Source organism: Vibrio brasiliensis LMG 20546, from assembly GCF_000189255.1.
Classification (GTDB): Bacteria; Pseudomonadota; Gammaproteobacteria; order Enterobacterales; family Vibrionaceae; genus Vibrio; species Vibrio brasiliensis.
On sequence record NZ_AEVS01000045.1, the window covers coordinates 120,371 to 137,097 of the forward strand.

14 protein-coding genes are annotated in these 16,727 nt (G+C 44.9%); 8 read left to right on the forward strand and 6 right to left on the reverse strand.

Features of this window, described 5'->3' with window-relative positions:
* The first annotated feature begins 7 nt into the window (after positions 1-7).
* Positions 8-271 (forward strand): GrxA family glutaredoxin, encoded by a 264-nt coding sequence (locus RH46_RS07300; RefSeq protein ID WP_006878764.1) that lies wholly within the window; start codon positions 8-10, stop codon positions 269-271.
* Between the two features lie 189 nt (positions 272-460).
* Positions 461-2,143, forward strand: a complete 1,683-nt coding sequence (locus RH46_RS07305) for an aspartate:alanine antiporter (RefSeq protein ID WP_006878765.1) — start codon at positions 461-463, stop codon at positions 2,141-2,143.
* A 148-nt stretch (positions 2,144-2,291) separates the two neighbouring features.
* Here RH46_RS07305 and RH46_RS07310 read toward each other — a convergent pair whose 3' ends face one another.
* The 4 genes from RH46_RS07310 to RH46_RS07325 all read right to left on the reverse strand — a co-directional run bounded on the left by RH46_RS07310 (position 2,292) and on the right by RH46_RS07325 (position 5,406).
* Positions 2,292-2,969, reverse strand: coding sequence for an ABC transporter permease (locus RH46_RS07310; RefSeq protein WP_006878766.1), 678 nt, complete (start codon positions 2,967-2,969; stop codon positions 2,292-2,294).
* A 3-nt stretch (positions 2,970-2,972) separates the two neighbouring features.
* Positions 2,973-3,713: an ABC transporter permease gene (locus RH46_RS07315; RefSeq protein ID WP_006878767.1), complete on the reverse strand. Its 741-nt coding sequence runs from the start codon at positions 3,711-3,713 to the stop codon at positions 2,973-2,975.
* Positions 3,714-3,800: 87 nt separating this feature from the next.
* The gene (locus RH46_RS07320; RefSeq protein ID WP_006878768.1) at positions 3,801-4,571 is read right to left on the reverse strand and encodes an ABC transporter substrate-binding protein; all 771 of its coding nucleotides are present in this window, start codon (positions 4,569-4,571) and stop codon (positions 3,801-3,803) included.
* 64 nt (positions 4,572-4,635) lie between these two features.
* Complete coding sequence (locus RH46_RS07325; RefSeq protein WP_006878769.1) at positions 4,636-5,406, reverse strand: ABC transporter ATP-binding protein; 771 nt, start codon at positions 5,404-5,406, stop codon at positions 4,636-4,638.
* Between the two features lie 668 nt (positions 5,407-6,074).
* Here RH46_RS07325 and RH46_RS07330 point away from each other — a divergent pair.
* From RH46_RS07330 to RH46_RS07340, 3 genes are all read left to right on the forward strand, one after another.
* Positions 6,075-7,622, forward strand: coding sequence for a DUF3360 family protein (locus tag RH46_RS07330; protein WP_006878770.1), 1,548 nt, complete (start codon positions 6,075-6,077; stop codon positions 7,620-7,622).
* A gap of 325 nt (positions 7,623-7,947) precedes the next feature.
* On the forward strand, positions 7,948-10,224 hold the full coding sequence (gene pflB / locus RH46_RS07335; RefSeq protein ID WP_006878771.1) for a formate C-acetyltransferase: 2,277 nt from the start codon (positions 7,948-7,950) through the stop codon (positions 10,222-10,224).
* 178 nt (positions 10,225-10,402) lie between these two features.
* Entirely contained in the window at positions 10,403-11,410 is a 1,008-nt protein-coding gene (locus tag RH46_RS07340) for a lipid A deacylase LpxR family protein (protein WP_006878772.1), read from the forward strand.
* Between the two features lie 6 nt (positions 11,411-11,416).
* Here the strand turns inward: RH46_RS07340 and RH46_RS07345 are convergent, their stop codons facing one another.
* Positions 11,417-13,297, reverse strand: coding sequence for a methyl-accepting chemotaxis protein (locus RH46_RS07345; RefSeq protein ID WP_006878773.1), 1,881 nt, complete (start codon positions 13,295-13,297; stop codon positions 11,417-11,419).
* Positions 13,298-13,523: 226 nt separating this feature from the next.
* Here RH46_RS07345 and pflA point away from each other — a divergent pair, with 226 nt between their 5' ends.
* From pflA to RH46_RS07360, 3 genes are all read left to right on the forward strand, one after another.
* Positions 13,524-14,264, forward strand: coding sequence for a pyruvate formate lyase 1-activating protein (gene pflA, locus RH46_RS07350; RefSeq protein WP_006878774.1), 741 nt, complete (start codon positions 13,524-13,526; stop codon positions 14,262-14,264).
* 67 nt (positions 14,265-14,331) lie between these two features.
* Positions 14,332-15,000 carry an energy-coupling factor ABC transporter permease gene (locus tag RH46_RS07355; RefSeq protein WP_006878775.1) on the forward strand — a complete coding sequence of 223 codons (669 nt, stop codon included), beginning with the start codon at positions 14,332-14,334 and terminating at the stop codon, positions 14,998-15,000.
* A gap of 122 nt (positions 15,001-15,122) precedes the next feature.
* The gene (locus RH46_RS07360; RefSeq protein ID WP_006878776.1) at positions 15,123-15,623 is read left to right on the forward strand and encodes a YfbU family protein; all 501 of its coding nucleotides are present in this window, start codon (positions 15,123-15,125) and stop codon (positions 15,621-15,623) included.
* Between the two features lie 59 nt (positions 15,624-15,682).
* On the opposite strand, the gene RH46_RS07365 is transcribed toward RH46_RS07360, so the two are convergent.
* Complete coding sequence (locus tag RH46_RS07365) at positions 15,683-16,438, reverse strand: MipA/OmpV family protein (RefSeq protein WP_006878777.1); 756 nt, start codon at positions 16,436-16,438, stop codon at positions 15,683-15,685.
* Positions 16,439-16,727: the final 289 nt, after the last annotated feature.

The following is a 16,727-nucleotide window of genomic DNA, read 5'->3' on the forward strand; positions in this document are numbered from 1 at the left end:
AGAGAATATGTTCGTAGTTATCTTTGGTCGCCCAGCTTGTCCATACTGTGTTCGTGCAAAAGAGCACGCTGAAACACTAAAAGCACAGCGCGATGACTTCAACTACCGCTACGTTGATATCCACGCAGAGGGTATCTCTAAAGCAGACCTAGAAAAAACGGTAGGTAAGCCTGTTGAAACTGTGCCTCAAATCTTTGTAGACCAAGAGCACATCGGTGGTTGTGACGACTTCGAAGCTTACGCGAAAGAGCACCTAGGCCTGTTCGCTTAAGAATCACAATGAATTTAAAAAGCCGCGATTATCGCGGCTTTTTTCGTTTAAGCCCTTCAGTATGATAGCCGTTATCTGGGGTTAAGTTAGCGAACAGTAAAATGTCAAAATTTTCACTTATCTTTTTGCAATATTCAGATACAATTCGCTGACATAACTTACTGCCCGGCACCAACACAAGAATTGCCCGTGAACATCGACGTCGTACACTTGCTAGAACAAAACCCCATCCTTCTGATTTTCGTTGTATTAGCGATTGGCCTAGGTATTGGCAAAATCCGCTTTGGTAACCTGCAACTCGGTAACTCTATTGGTGTCTTAATTACTTCTCTGGTAATGGGCCACCTTGGGTTTACTTTCAACGCTGACGCGTTAACTATTGGCTTTATGCTGTTCATCTACTGTGTCGGCATCGAAGCAGGACCCAACTTTTTTGGCATCTTTTTCAGAGATGGTAAGCACTACTTCATTTTAAGCATGGTCGTGTTATCAACGGCTCTGTGTATTACCTATTTCGCCAGCCACCACCTTGGTTTAGATTTTGGTTTATCGGCCGGTATGATGGCGGGGGCATTGACGTCAACACCTGTACTGGTTGGTGCTCAGGATGCACTTAACTCTGGTCTGGCTACTACGCCGCGCAATATGGACTTCAATCAGGTAATAGAAAACCTGTCGGTTGGTTATGCGATGGCTTATCTTATCGGCTTAATCAGCATGATTATGTTTGCTAAGCTGTTGCCAAAACTGCAAAAGCAGAACTTATCTGACTCAGCTCAACAGATAGCCCAAGAACGTGGCCTGGGGAGCTCTGGTCAACGTAAGGTTTACTTACCTATCATCCGTGCCTATCGTGTCGGTCAGGAGCTAATTAACTGGATTGATGGCAAGAACTTACGTGAGTTAGGAATCTACCGCCAGACTGGTTGCTACATCGAACGTATCCGCCGTAACGGCATTCTCGCCCACCCAGATGGTGATGCAATCTTGCAGGAAGGCGATGAAATAGCCCTGGTTGGTTTCCCTGATAGTCACGCACGCCTCGACCCTAGTTTCCGCAATGGAAAGGAAGTATTCGACCGCAACCTACTCGATCTGCGAATTGTAGAAGAGGAAATCGTAGTTAAGAGTGACTCGATTGCCGGCAAGCGCCTGTCTGACCTTAACCTATCTGAGTACGGCTGTTTCCTTAACCGTGTAGTTCGAGCTCAGATTGAGATGCCGATGGACTTGGATATTGTCCTCGCTAAAGGTGATGTACTTCAAGTGAGTGGCGAGAAGAGTCGCGTTCATGGCTTAGCTGAAAAAATCGGTTTTATCTCGATTCACAGTCAGATGGCGGACTTACTTGCCTTCTGTAGCTTCTTCATCCTCGGCATCATGTTTGGTTTGATCACCATGACCTTTGGCCAGGTTTCATTTGGTCTTGGTAATGCGGTGGGTCTACTGCTATCCGGTATCACCCTCGGGTTCCTGCGAGCTAACCACCCTACCTTCGGTTATGTGCCTCAGGGGGCGCTGAATATGGTGAAAGACCTTGGCTTGATGTTCTTTATGGTCGGTATCGGCTTAAGTGCTGGCGGCAAAATGTTCGAACACCTGTCTCAAGTCGGTGTGCAGGTCATTGGCCTCGCTTTCCTGGTCAGTGTCGTCCCTGTAGTCCTTGCTTACCTAGTTGGTGCCTACATTCTCAAGATGAACCGAGCACTGCTCTTTGGTGCCATTATTGGTGCCCGCACCTGTGCACCGGCAATGGACATTGTTAACGACTACGCGAAATCTACAATCCCGGCACTGGGTTATGCGGGTACTTACGCGATTGCCAACATATTGATGACCTTAGCCGGTACAGTGCTGATAATTTTGAGCTAGTTTGTAATCCACTTTAGAAGGGAGCTTTAGCTCCCTTTTTTATTATCTTTGCTTCGATTCTGGGGTGACAAACACCAAAGCAATAACCATGTCGAGACAAACAAAAACGGCACCCAAGGGTGCCGTTTTGTTATTTTGTTTTGCTCTGTTAGCTTAAAGGTCTTAAGTAGGCTAAGAAACGTTTCTCAGCATACTTGAAGCAGCCCAAGATTATGAAGGTCAACGCCATGTAGAACAAGCCAGCTGTCAGGAATGACTCAAATGGTGCGTAGTAGCGTGAGTTAACCAGACGAGCTGCGCCAGTCAAATCAACGATGGTTACGATACCTGCGACCGCACTACCGTGTAACATGAAGATGACTTCGTTACTGTAAGCTGGCAGAGCACGACGCAACGCACTAGGTAGAATGATACGACGGTAAGTCATAAACGTCCCCATACCATACGCTTTGGCAGCTTCAACTTCACCTTTCGGTAGACCGTTGATTGCTCCGCGAATAATCTCAGCAGTGTAGGCTGATGTATTAAGTACGAAAGCCACCAGCGCACAGAACCACGCGTTTTCCCATAATGTATCTTTCACTGGGAAGAACTGGTCCATACCGTAGTAAATCAGATATAGCTGTACCAGTAGCGGTGTACCGCGAAAGAAGTAGATAAACGCCCAGCTTGGCCCATTTATCAGGTAATTATGGCTATTACGTGCAACGCCTAAAGGAATCGCGACAATCAGGCCGATAATCAGCGCCAGACCAACTAGCCAGGCTGTTGTCATTAACCCATCAAGGTAGATAGGTAAACTTTCGATAATCAGTGAAAAGTCCATTCTCTACCTCGCATGAATACTGAATTTGCGCTCTACCAGCTTGAGGACGCCTGTCGACACACTGGTAAAGAATAAGAAAATAATCGCCACCGCCATGTAGAAGGTGAATGGCATTTTGGTCGAACCCGCTGCCAGTGAACTCATACGCACCATATCTTCAAGGCCTATGATGGATACAAGCGCGGTGGTTTTGAGCAGAACAAGCCAGTTATTACCAAAACCTGGTAACGCATGACGAATCATTTGCGGTAGTAGAATTCTGCGGAATGCCAGTACAGGGCCCATGCCGTATGCTTTAGCGGCTTCAAGTTCACCTGAATCAACCGCCATAATAGCGCCACGGAATGTTTCAGCCATGTAGGCGCCGAAAATAAATCCAATGGTTAGGACACCGGCCACAAACGGGCTGACGTCAATGTAATCTGGTAAGTAAGATGTCCACTCATGATTAGGATCGCTTGACGCAAACCATTCGTTAAGTGTTTCGTTGATAGAGTACAAACTGTTGTTAAGAAGAATCTGTCCACCAAAGAAAATCAACATCATGAGGACTAAGTCGGGAATACCACGAATAACTGTGGTGTATAGAGTGGCTATTGCTCGAGCCCAGCGATAAGGGGCCATTTTAGCTAATGCACCTAGCATACCTAAGATCATAGCTAGCAATAACGACAATAGCGCGACTTCGATGGTCACTACGGCCCCTTTTAAAATAGAGGCTTCATATCCTTGTAAATCCAGCATAGGTAAGTTCCTGATCCCTAAACTTTATAGAACTCGACCGTTGGCTACTACTCCTAGGAACAAGAACCAACGGTCGCTTAGCAACGATTACTGACCGTAAACGTCGTAGTTGAAGTATTTAGCAGCGATTTCTTGGTAAACACCTTTCTCACGTAGAGATAGGATAGCTGCGTCTAGCTTCTTAGTAAGATCTTTGTCTTGCTTACGTAGCGCGATACCAAAACCGTCGCCGAACCATTTAGGGTCAGTTAGAGATGGACCAACGAATTCGTAAGCTTCACCGCCAGCTTTGTTTAGCACGCCTTCTTCCAGAGCAGATGCATCACCCAAAACTGCAGCTACACGGCCGTTAGCAAGGTCAAGGTAAGCTTCGTCGAAAGAACCGTAACGAACGATTTCTACTTTGTCGCCGTAGTTGTCAGTTAGGTACTTGTCGTGAGTTGTTGCACGCTGAACAGCAATTTTCTGACCATCCAGGTTATCGAAATCAAGACCAGCGCCTTTCTTAGCAATAAACTTGTTTGGGATAAGTGCGTATTTGCCAGTGAAATCTACTTTCTTCTTACGCTCTTCTGTAATAGACATTGCAGCGATGATTGCATCGTACTTACGTGCAAGTAGCGAAGGAATGATGCCATCCCAGTCTTGAGCAACGATCTTACATTTCACTTCCATTTCCTGACATAGAGCGTTAGCCATATCTACGTCAAAACCTTTTAGTGAGCCGTCAGCTTCTGTCCAGCTAAATGGAGGGTATGCGCCTTCAATACCGAAGCGAACTGTTTTCCATTCTTTCGCTTGAGCTACGCCAGTTACTGCTGTAGCTGCCAGTGTTGCTGCTAATAACCACTTTTTCATTTCCATACTCCTGTGATTGTGATTTTTATATTTAACTTATCGTGTGTTTGCCGCCAGGCGACTATTAGTAAATTGATGAGATAAACTGTTGTAAACGCTCAGAGTCCGGGTTTGTGAACAGCTTAGCTGGATCTCCCTGCTCTTCGACCAAGCCTTGGTGTAAGAACATGACATGGTTCGAAACGTCACGAGCAAACGCCATTTCGTGGGTAACCACCAGCATAGTACGCCCCTCTTCAGCGAGGTCGCGCATTACACCCAGTACTTCACCTACTAGCTCAGGATCGAGCGCTGATGTTGGCTCATCGAATAGCATTACTTCTGGGTCTACTGCCAGTGCACGTGCAATCGCTGCGCGCTGCTGCTGACCACCAGATAGGTGACCTGGGTAGTAATCTTTACGCTCGTAAAGACCGACTTTTTTCAATAGTAGCTCGGCGTTTTCAATTGCCTGAGCTTTAGGTACACCGAGTACATGCACGGGCGCTTCAATAACGTTTTCAAGAACCGTCATATGTGACCAAAGGTTGAACCCCTGGAATACCATTGCCAGTCTTGAACGAATACGTTGCACCTGTTTTTCATTGGCAGGAACAGCCTCACCCTGGCGGTTGTTTTTCATTTGAATTAATTCACCATTAACCCAAATTTCACCAGCGGTAGGTGTTTCAAGAAGGTTGATACATCTTAGAAAAGTACTTTTCCCCGAACCGGAAGAACCGATAATGGAAATTACGTCCCCTTTATGGGCTTCCAACGAGATGCCCTTTAAAACTTCATTTTGTCCAAATGTTTTGTGCAGTTCTTTTATATCCAGCGCTGGTACATCTTTCATGCGCTCTTACTCCCTGTCTTTATTATGACCAACAACTCGTCAAGCGAGCTATTGGTTGACTGCTGGGTTCCACCCACATTGCGATACAAACTAGCACTCCCCCGAGAAACTTGCAACAAATTATTAACCTACAAATCAGCAATATATAGCCACTTTATATGAGTAATAATGCATTTAATAGATAAAACCGCTCCACATTTCGCATAAAACCTGTAGTTCAACAAACAATCTTCCAATTAACGCAATTAACATTTTTATAAAAATAAGATCTATCTCAATAAACGCTTGCCACTCTTTAATGACCAAGCGTTGACGACGGTTAGGTCTTTAATAAACCTCACAATATGAAAGTTTATTTCAGCAATCTTGAACACGTCCCCTCAACAAGTCCCACCTTGTGTAGTTTTCTTTCACAACCTTTCATAAAGTGATCTAAATCAATCACTCTTTAGGGTTAGCGCGTTACACTCGCCTCAATGCTAAAAGTCTCAATAGACGTACTTTTCGCAATAAATCCTCTATGCTTTAGCACATCACTAACGAGCTACAGCGAGGTAGACCAGGATTCAATTGCAGGAAGCTAACCAGGTTTATACAGAGAGACCGTCACAGAATAATAATCGGGTCTCTCTTTGAAGATTTACTAACTTTTTGAATATGAGGAATCTATGTCAGACGCAGTCAATAAACCGCACTCTGATTCGGATATCGAAAACAAGAGCTATCAAGAGCTGCATCGCCCAGCTTCTGAGTTTGAAAGCCGTTCAGACTACCTAGACCACGAACTGCAAATCATGAAGCCACGTCGCTTCGGGTTGAACCTTCCTGGTCGTGATTTCCGCTTTGAGCTTGAAGACTTGGTACCTGCTCTTGCTGGTACTATCGGTATCATCGCAATGTACTCTGCGGTAATGATGTCTTGGGCTGAAGGTCTAACCGCTGCTTGGGACCACGTAAATCTTGGTAAAGAGTTTGCTATTGAGGTTGCGCGAGTAGAAATGCTGATCCCAGCACTCCTATTCTGTGTTCTTGCTTCTGGTTTTATTAACCCGAAAGCAAACCTTGCCGGTAACCACGGCCCAATGATCCCTCTTATCGGCACCATCGCATTAGCAGGTGCGCACCCTCTTGCATTGGCAATTCTAATCGGCGTGTTCGGTTTGCTACTGAGCTTCCTGAAAGGCGGTTCAAAGTTAGTTAACTTAACCTCCGAAGGCACCGCAGGTGGTTTGCTTATCTTCCTCGGTCTAACCGGTACTATGAGCCAAATCAACTCGATCCAGGCATGGGCTGTTGGCCTTCAGTCTGACACTGTCGCTGCTGGTAGCATGGGTTACGTTGGTCTTATCGTTTTGGCCGTTACTATTGCGCTATACGCATTCCTGGCAAAAGTGAACAAGCGTTGGTTGGCAATCCCTGTTTGTGCATTCACTGGTTTGATTATTGCTCTAGTTCTTGGTGCAGGTTTCGATATCAAATTCGTAACTGAAACTGGTCTGCCTAACCTGAACCCTGTTTACTGGTGGGGCAGCACTGAAGAAGGTTGGATGCTTGGTCTGCCAAACATGGAACACTTCATTGCATCTCTTCCATTCGCAATTCTAGCGGTAGCGATGTGGTCACCAGACTTCCTTGGTCACCGTATCTTCCAGGAACTGAACTACCCTAAAAAGACTGAAAAAGTACTTATGGACGTAGATGACACTATGACTATGTGTTCTATCCGTCAGATGGTAGGTACTGCAGTCGGTGGTGGTAACATCACTTCTTCATGGGGTACATACATGATCCCAGCAGCTATCGCAAAACGCCCTATTCCAGCTGGTGCGATCCTGCTTGGTCTACTGGTTATGATCATCGCTGTACTTGGCTTCCCGATGGATATCGCGGTTTGGCCACCAGTAATGCGTGTCGCTCTTCTTGTAGGTGTCTCACTTCCACTACTTGAAGCTGGTATGCAAATGGTTAAAGATTCTAAAGACTCTCAAGCTGCTGGTATCTGTATCTTCGGTTCAGCAGTCGTTAACCCGGTACTGGCTTGGGCACTAACTATGCTTCTGGACAACAACGGTCTGATTGGTGACAAAGAGCGTGCAGCACGCCTTTCATTCGTCGACAAGATTGTTATCCCAGTAGGTGTACTTGTTATCTGTCTAGTCGCGATGCTGGCTGTAGGTATGCTTGAAGGCCAATACGGTATTCCAGCCTTCCTATAATGATAACTGGAGTTGAGAGTCGGATTTCGGCTCTCAACTTTTTTTGAGTATCAAGTTTTTTTCTAAAAAATAATTTAAAGAAACGAGCATTTATTGATTTAGTTTAAGGTTTGCAAAATTTTTTTAGTATATCCTTGAAACCAAGTTAATAAGACACCATGTAAAAAGTAGTGACAATATTTATAGTTTTATGCCCTTTCGGGATACGTTTTTAAAGACTATACATATTGTTATTCATAAGAGTGTACCGCCCCAGCGATGGGAATCGAACTAGCTCAATGGTTTGATAGGTACGTGTTTTTTCTACTAAAAAGGTAGGTATGTCATGGCAGAGCAATTTGCTAAAGCTTGGGAAGGTTTTGCTGAAGGTGATTGGCAAAACGAAGTAAACGTTCGCGACTTCATTCAAAAGAACTACGCACCATATGAAGGCGACGAGTCTTTCCTAGTTTCTGAAGGTACTGAAGCAACTAACCAGCTTTGGGCCAAAGTAATGGAAGGTATCAAGCAGGAAAACGCGACTCACGCACCTGTTGATTTTGATACTTCTGTGATTTCTACCATCACTTCTCACGATGCTGGCTACATCAACAAAGATCTAGAGACAATCGTTGGTCTTCAAACTGAAGCGCCGCTTAAGCGTGCAATCATCCCTAACGGTGGTATCCGTATGGTTGAAGGTTCATGCAAAGCTTACGATCGTGAACTAGACCCACAAGTTTCTAAAATCTTTACTGAATACCGTAAAACACACAACGCGGGTGTTTTCGATATCTACACTCCAGACATTCTAAAATGTCGTAAATCTGGTGTTCTGACTGGTCTTCCAGATGCTTACGGCCGTGGTCGTATCATCGGTGACTACCGTCGTGTTGCTCTATACGGTATTGACCGTCTAATGAAAGACAAGCTAGCTCAATTCGCTTCTCTTCAAGAGCGTTTCGAGAACGGTGAAGATCTTCAAATGACTATGCAGCTTCGCGAAGAGATCGCTGAGCAGCACCGTGCACTTGGCCAAATGAAAGTTATGGCTGAGAAATACGGCTGTGATATCTCTCGCCCAGCTGAAACTGCACAAGAAGCAATTCAGTGGACTTACTTCGGTTACCTAGCTGCTGTTAAATCTCAAAACGGTGCTGCAATGTCTCTAGGTCGTACTTCTACGTTCCTAGATATCTACATCGAGCGCGATATCGCTGCTGGTAAGATCACTGAAGTTGATGCACAGGAAATGATCGACCACTTCGTAATGAAACTACGTATGGTTCGTTTCCTACGTACTCCTGAGTACGATGATCTGTTCTCTGGTGACCCTATCTGGGCTACTGAGTCTATGGGTGGTATGGGTCTTGACGGTCGTACGCTAGTTACACGCACTAACTTCCGTTTCCTAAACTCTCTATACACTATGGGTCCTTCTCCAGAGCCAAACATCACTGTACTTTGGTCTGAGCAGCTACCTGATGGCTTCAAGAAGTTCTGTGCGAAAGTTTCTATCGACACGTCTTCTATCCAGTACGAAAACGACGACCTAATGCGTCCAGATTTCGATTCTGATGATTACGCTATCGCATGTTGTGTATCTCCAATGATCATTGGTAAACACATGCAGTTCTTCGGTGCTCGTGCAAACCTTGCTAAGACACTACTATACGTAATCAACGGCGGTGTGGATGAGAAACTGAAGATCCAAGTTGGTCCTCAAATGCCTAAGATCACTGACGAAGTTCTAGACTTTGACGATGTATGGGGCAAGCTTGACCACTTCATGGATTGGCTAGCGAAGCAGTACGTGACTGCACTCAACTCTATCCACTTCATGCACGACAAGTACAGCTACGAAGCTGCACTAATGGCTCTACATGACCGTGACGTTCGTCGTACTATGGCTTGTGGTATTGCTGGTCTGTCTGTTGCAGCTGACTCACTATCTGCAATCAAACACGCGAAAGTTAAACCTATCCGTGACGAAGACGGCGTAGCGATCGACTTCGAAATCGAAGGCGATTACCCTAAATTTGGTAACAACGATGCTCGCGTAGATGACATTGCTTGTGAACTTGTTGAAGTGTTCATGAACAAGATCCGTCAGCTTAAGACTTACCGTGACGCAATCCCGACTCAGTCTATCCTGACTATCACTTCAAACGTGGTATACGGTAAGAAGACGGGTAACACTCCAGATGGTCGTCGCGCAGGTGCTCCGTTTGCTCCAGGTGCAAACCCAATGCACGGCCGTGATGAGAAAGGTGCTGTAGCATCTCTAACATCTGTAGGTAAACTACCATTTGCTCACGCGAAAGACGGTATCTCTTACACATTCTCTATCGTGCCAAACGCACTAGGTAAAGAAGAAGGTTCACAGCGCGCTAACCTAGCAGGCCTAATGGATGGTTACTTCCACCACGAAGCTGGCATCGAAGGCGGTCAGCACCTGAACGTGAACGTACTTAACCGTGAAACTCTAGAAGACGCAGTTAAGCACCCTGAGAAATACCCTCAGCTAACAATCCGTGTATCTGGTTACGCTGTACGTTTCAACTCTCTGACTACAGAGCAGCAACAAGACGTAATCGCACGTACATTTACTGAGTCTCTATAATTCTCAGCTAAATGATTGACGAAGCCCCGCCTAGTGCGGGGCTTTATTTTTTCTGTCAATTCCTCACTCAAAAATCAGAGAGACGGTGCACAGTTCATATCACTTATATGTGAATTACTAACATATATGGCGATTAATCTTGTACTATCAGACATCTAATTGAGTTAAGCACAGACACATGAAGTTAAACCGCACAATTTTACTGCCTCTACTACTGGCTTCAGCAAGTAGTATCGCCTCAGACAAATCGACAATTTCTTTCTCTATCGACAACGACGGTATCTTCGGTGTTGATCAGGACTACACTAACGGTCTTTTTCTGAGTTACGCCACAGGTGGGATATCACCTTACCCAATTTTCAGTCCACTAAGTCTGTCATTCTGGGGAGGGGCTTCACTCGATAAGTTTGAATTTACCCTTGGTCATAAGATGTATACGCCTTCAGATATTGAAGCGACTGCGCCTATGATCAACGACAGACCATACGCGGGTTTCCTGCATACTGAGTTTAACTACATCAGCTTGCACCCACAGCAAGCGCAACGTTTCAACCTTACTTTAGGTACGGTGGGCGAAAGCTCACTGGCTGACCAGGCACAAGATATCGTTCACGGTATTACTGGTTCAGATGAACCGAGAGGCTGGGAGTATCAGGTTGATGACAAGTTTGTTGGCAGCGTTGGCTACCTGACTCATTTCAACTTATGGCGTCAGCGCGCTATCGCCAATACGGATTTTGAACTATCTAACGTTTCTGAAATCAATGCGGGCAATTTCCGTAGCGACGTGTCTACCGGCTTGATGTTCCGTTGGGGTTCTGATTTGGGCGGCAGCATGGGTGCAGCGAATATTGACAACGAAAACCCGTTCCGCGCAAGTATGCTCGGTGGCTCTCAGGGTGGGTGGTTTGTTTATACCGGTATCGAAGCTCGCTACCGATTTAACGACATTACTATCGAAGGTGATCGCTCTGGCGTTACCGACTATGCAGTAAAGAATGGTCAGGACCCTGCCATCTACGATGTGACGCTGGAAAACAATCAAGCGACTGCCGTGGCTGGTATCGCTTGGTATAACCAGAGTTTTGGTGCCAGCTTAACTGCGACAGCCAAAACACCTGATTATAAAGAAGCGCCAGAATCTATCTACGGTACTGGCGCCCTAGCGCTATATGCGTTTTTCTAATCGCAGTTAAATCGTAAATTTCAGGCAGTCTTGATTGAGGCTGCCTGACCTCTCTTCCACAGTACCACTTACATTTCTAAGCTGCTCGTTGTTCTCTTCAAGCTCTTTCATTGCCGCAGATATCTGCGTCATATTGTCAGCCATAGATTGACTGGTTGTCGCCAACTCTTTGATTGAAGCAAAAATCACTTCTGTCTGGTGCGAAGCTTCGTTCGTTTTGTCTGTGATCATTTTCAATGCGTCCATCGCTTCCTGACCACGCTCTCGGCCTGCCGACATTGAGGATTCAGACTGACCGATATACTGAATAACCTCGGCACTCTCTTTCTTCATCGTATCGATGGTGTCTGAGATCTCAGAAACTGCGTCAACGGTGCGAACCGCAAGGCTACGAACTTCATCAGCGACTACCGCAAAACCTCTGCCCTGTTCACCAGCACGTGCCGCTTCGATTGCCGCATTCAAAGCAAGCAGGTTCGTTTGTTCTGCAATGCCATTGATGATTTCCATTACTGAATCGACTTTTGATGATGCTTCTTCTAACTGCTGAATGTGTCCCGCGGCTGAAGTCATGATCGCACCAACCTCCTCAATCGAGCCGATAGCTGCACTGATGACTTTTGCCCCCTCTTCAGCCGCGTCAGTTGACGAGCGACTGATATCGGCAACAAACTCTAGTGAATTTGAAACCTCTTGAGTGGTGACACTGACTTCTTCAGTCGCTGAAGCAAGCAATTGAGTTTGTCCAAGAACCTCAGACTGGTGATGAGCAAGGAGGTCTAACCCCTGATTAAGTTCAGCCGCATTGCCTGACAATGCCTGACTGCTACTCTGAACTCCTGATACCAGCTCACCTAAGTTCTCACAGCTTTGATTGATGCTCGATGCTAATTGGTTAAATTCGTCATTAGGATTATTGGACGGGGTCATACGTTGTGACAGATCCCCTTTCGACAGGCTATTAAGTACTTCTTTGGTCAGGTTAAGTGAGCGTGACATTGATGCGCTCTGCATAGCCGAGCTCGTGATGGTAAAGACAGCGAGCACTACACATGCGATAAGAATTGACCACTGGGTCTGTGTCGATGCTTCCTCGGCAATCTGTTGGTAACGGGCACTGATTCCACCTAGCTCGGCTGTGATATCACCAATCAGGCGTGTCATTGTCGCCTTGGTAACGTCTAATTGCTGTTCTACTGAGCCAAGTTGCTGCGACAGTTCGCTAACACGCACAAAAGTTTGCTTGTATTGCTCAATCTCTTTTTCGTACAGTTCTAACATGGCATAGACATTCGACATGCTTTCAAAGCTTGCCATAGCTCGGTTGAACAATTTGAGATTATTCTCAGAAGGTTGCAACAGATAGTTTTGTTGCGCTTTAACCATTGCCTGAAAGTCAGAGTTCAGCGTCACCATGCCTGTTTCAGCAATTTTTTGCTCGATGACGGTAGCGATCTGTTTCATCTGACCCAGCTTACCTTCATCGATGTTGAAGCCGAGTTCTTGCTTCAGCGCTAACCAGGGTGTAACCGCACTCTTAAAGTCCATCACACTCTGGGTGAGCTGATCACCCTGACTGACTAAACCAACCTGATTAAGAAACTTAGCATTTTCACTGATGGCCAAAACGATATCTTCAATACTGCTTTTGGTCGTCGCTACCTTATCCCCTGTCATACTATCAAGTGTTCCACCTAATGTGAGAATGTGACTCTGGGTTTGATAAATCGCGAGGGATCCCGAAGCAATATCAGCACTACTGTGATACTGCTCCTTCATCTGTGACAATCTTTCTGAAGTAAAAAAAGCGAGGGACGCAAATCCGATCGTTAAAACTATCAAAAACAGGGTAACTTTCTGTTTTTGAGAGAGCGCAAGCATATCCATATTAAATCCCTTAACATCAAACAGATGTAAAATACTTTGCCTGACTGTTGTTATTAGTTGTTATTGATTTATTTGTAATCAATAACATTTTTATAACATAAATCTTAGCAAAGAAACGGTTTTTTTCTTATTTCATCTTTTCTTGTTAGCTAGGTTCGGAAAACCTATTTTATCCCTACCTTTTGTAATAAAATAACGACCAAAATTACTATTACGAGATGAGCTCATGTCAACAACTGGTCGTATTCATTCTTTTGAGTCTTGCGGAACAGTCGATGGTCCTGGAATTCGCTTTATTGTCTTTCTGCAAGGTTGTTTAATGCGTTGTATGTACTGCCATAACCGCGATACCTGGGATACTCATGACGGTAAAGAAGTGACCGTTGAAGAGATCATCAATGAAGCAAAATCTTACCGTCACTTTATGAATGCTTCGGGTGGTGGCGTGACCTGTTCTGGTGGCGAAGCGATGCTGCAACCTGAGTTTGTCCGTGACTTCTTCCGTGCAGCTAAAGCTGAAGGTATTCACACATGTCTGGATACCAACGGTTATATTCGCAAACACACTGAAGTTATTGATGAAGTATTAGATGCCACTGATCTGGTTATGCTTGACCTTAAGCATATGAAAGATGAGATTCACCACGACTTTATTGGTGTTTCTAACAAGCGCACCCTAGATTTCGCTCGCTACCTACATAAAATTGGTCAAAAAACTTGGATTCGATATGTTGTCGTTCCTGGTTATACCGATGATGAAGAAGCTGCACATATGTTAGGCGACTTTATTAAGGATATGGATAACATCGAAAAGATCGAGCTATTGCCATATCACAAACTAGGTGCTCACAAATGGGAAGCACTAGGTATCGAGTACCCACTTGAAGGAACTAACCCTCCATCAAAAGAAACCATGGATAATATCGTATCAATTCTTGAGCAGTATCACTCTAACGTTAAATATTGATACCACTTGGTGACTAATTCGTAAAAAATACCAACCTGCTTAGGTTGGTATTTTTTTTGAGGTTTACGTGGCGCTGAATCAACTGTTTGCCCTAGCACTGATTGTTGTCTCCTGCCTGTTCATTTGGCGGGACGTATCGCGCGTACTCATCCCGAAGCTGACCAGCGAACGTACCTTCCAGCATGTCACCTTTGGCGTTGTATTTGCGTTTTACCTACTCTGGTCTGCGGACGCTGGCATAAAAGACGGACTATCCATTCATTTCCTTGGTCTTACCGTTCTGACCCTGATGTATGGCTGGCGAAGCGCGTATGCAATTGCAATGGTTGTCGGCTTACTATTGGCTATTTTCGGCGAACTTGAATTTGCCGGACTCCCTGAGTTTCTGCTGCTCTCTTGTCTGCTCCCAATTGTTATCAGCTATGGGCTGTTTTTGGCCAGTTACCGTTATCTTCCGCGCAATATTTTCGTCTTTATCTTTGTCGCAGGTTTCCTCAATGGAGGAGTGACCGGCACCGCCCATTTGCTGATTAATTCCTTTTATCTGCTATTTGTATCCGATTATGACTGGGTAACAATTTTTGATAACTACCTGATCTTCACTCCCCTGCTGGCGTTTCCTGAAGGTCTGCTAAATGGTATGACTGTCGCGATGTTGACGGTATTTAAACCAGAGTTGTTACGAGTCTTCTCCGACCGAGACTACATCTATAATCACTACCATAAAGACAAGTAAAAAATCTTACTCAATCTTTGTACTTTTGATATTAAATATGTGTTGAGATCATGTTTCAGTTAACCCGGAACAGATAACCTAAGCACATTAAAAATGTATTAGATTATTTTAGTGAGGCCACCATGGAAATGACCAACGCTCAACGTTTGATCCTATCAAATCAGTACTACCTGATGTCACAGATGGATCCGGAAAACGCGGCGAAATATCAGCGTCTACAGACTATTGTAGAGCGCGGTTACGAATTGCAAATGCGTGAACTAAACAAAGATTTTGGCTGTTTAGTTGATGCGGAATGTCGCGAAGTGATTGACATTATGGAAATGTACCATGCGATGCAGGAATCAAACAAAATGCTCTCTGACAGCGAACAGAAAGAAGTAGACCAACGTCGTCTGACTTTCTTAGGCTTTGACGCGGCGGCAGAAGCACAACTGGTTAATTACGTTCGTTTTCTTGTCGACTCTGAAGGTCTGTATCCTCAATTCAGCAAGGGTGAGCACCATTTCAATGCGCAAATGCCAATGCTAGATAAGTACCGTCGCATGCTTAACACATGGCGTAACTGTCCTCGTCAGTATCACCTATGTGCTAACGAGCTGAAGCAAATATTCAACGCTTAATCGATAACAAAAAAGGCTGTTGCAATTGCAACAGCCTTTTTTACATCTCTCAAACCAGACTAAAAGACGTAAGCGACACCAATGTTGGCTGACGTCGTCACCCCGCTTTCAATTAACGGACTGCCTTCAATATCTCCTTCGATATTGGTATAGCGCAAGCTGCCAGTGACACGCACGCTTGGCGACAGATGAAAGTAACCTGAAGCACCAATAAACATCTGACCATCCCAATCAGCATCAAATTCACTTAAACCTGAACGTGCCGCTTCTGCAGCACTAACACCATATAGATGGTTGTTAAGTCGGCTACTGTTATACGCGTAACCAAGAGATGGAGTCACTCCCCATCCTCCTCGACGAATTGGCAAACGCCAGGCCGCTTCTGCGTATATGCCATTGTGTCGATTCGCTAAATCGCTACCAAGCGTCGCTTCAAACATCCCAAGCATAGTAATTGCCTGATAACTCACACCGCCTAATACCGTGGCCTTTCGTTCATCCATCAGTTGGATATCAGGGTTACTTGAATCCTCCGGCTTCAGAGTTCTTGGATCATAAGCTGCGCGAAAGATGATGTTTTGGGGTGAACCAACTGGCAGTATACGGTATCCAGCGGTAAATCCGCGCAAGAATAGATGCTCGCCTTCATAGCCAATTAGCGGAATCACCGTCTGATTCGATGGGGTGTCTTTGTATACCGCAGGAGAATAGGATGCCGCGACGCCCAACGACCACTGGGATATTTTAGCCTGGGATGGTAATGCTGCTATTGCAGCAAGGAGACAAATACTTTTTAGCCAAGATGTTTTTAACATAGTTACCAGGATTCAAATTGATTGGATGAATTGCCAGCAATTATACAGAATGACATACCGATATCAATTGCTGATTGCGTAGCTCAGATAAACATTTTATCTATCAATAACAATACATTCGATTAGAAGATGATATTTAGATTACAAAACTCTAAATGAGCTACTATTTCTAGATTAAATACTTAATTTCCAGATGCCAGCAGATAAGTGGTCAGACAACTAGCTCTTGGTCACAAATTGCAATTAAACACATATTTTTTAAGCAAAATTCTAAAAACCAACTAGGATT

What these genes read in the sequence shown, in the direction of transcription:
- RH46_RS07300 (WP_006878764.1), top strand. Translation starts at nt 8, where the DNA reads ATGTTCGTAGTTATCTTTGGTCGCCCAGCTTGTCCATACTGTGTTCGT.
- RH46_RS07310 (WP_006878766.1), bottom strand. Translation starts at nt 2,969, where the DNA reads ATGGACTTTTCACTGATTATCGAAAGTTTACCTATCTACCTTGATGGG.
- RH46_RS07315 (WP_006878767.1), bottom strand. Translation starts at nt 3,713, where the DNA reads ATGCTGGATTTACAAGGATATGAAGCCTCTATTTTAAAAGGGGCCGTA.
- RH46_RS07320 (WP_006878768.1), bottom strand. Translation starts at nt 4,571, where the DNA reads ATGAAAAAGTGGTTATTAGCAGCAACACTGGCAGCTACAGCAGTAACT.
- RH46_RS07325 (WP_006878769.1), bottom strand. Translation starts at nt 5,406, where the DNA reads ATGAAAGATGTACCAGCGCTGGATATAAAAGAACTGCACAAAACATTT.
- RH46_RS07330 (WP_006878770.1), top strand. Translation starts at nt 6,075, where the DNA reads ATGTCAGACGCAGTCAATAAACCGCACTCTGATTCGGATATCGAAAAC.
- pflB (WP_006878771.1), top strand. Translation starts at nt 7,948, where the DNA reads ATGGCAGAGCAATTTGCTAAAGCTTGGGAAGGTTTTGCTGAAGGTGAT.
- RH46_RS07340 (WP_006878772.1), top strand. Translation starts at nt 10,403, where the DNA reads ATGAAGTTAAACCGCACAATTTTACTGCCTCTACTACTGGCTTCAGCA.
- RH46_RS07345 (WP_006878773.1), bottom strand. Translation starts at nt 13,297, where the DNA reads ATGGATATGCTTGCGCTCTCTCAAAAACAGAAAGTTACCCTGTTTTTG.
- pflA (WP_006878774.1), top strand. Translation starts at nt 13,524, where the DNA reads ATGTCAACAACTGGTCGTATTCATTCTTTTGAGTCTTGCGGAACAGTC.
- RH46_RS07360 (WP_006878776.1), top strand. Translation starts at nt 15,123, where the DNA reads ATGGAAATGACCAACGCTCAACGTTTGATCCTATCAAATCAGTACTAC.
- RH46_RS07365 (WP_006878777.1), bottom strand. Translation starts at nt 16,438, where the DNA reads ATGTTAAAAACATCTTGGCTAAAAAGTATTTGTCTCCTTGCTGCAATA.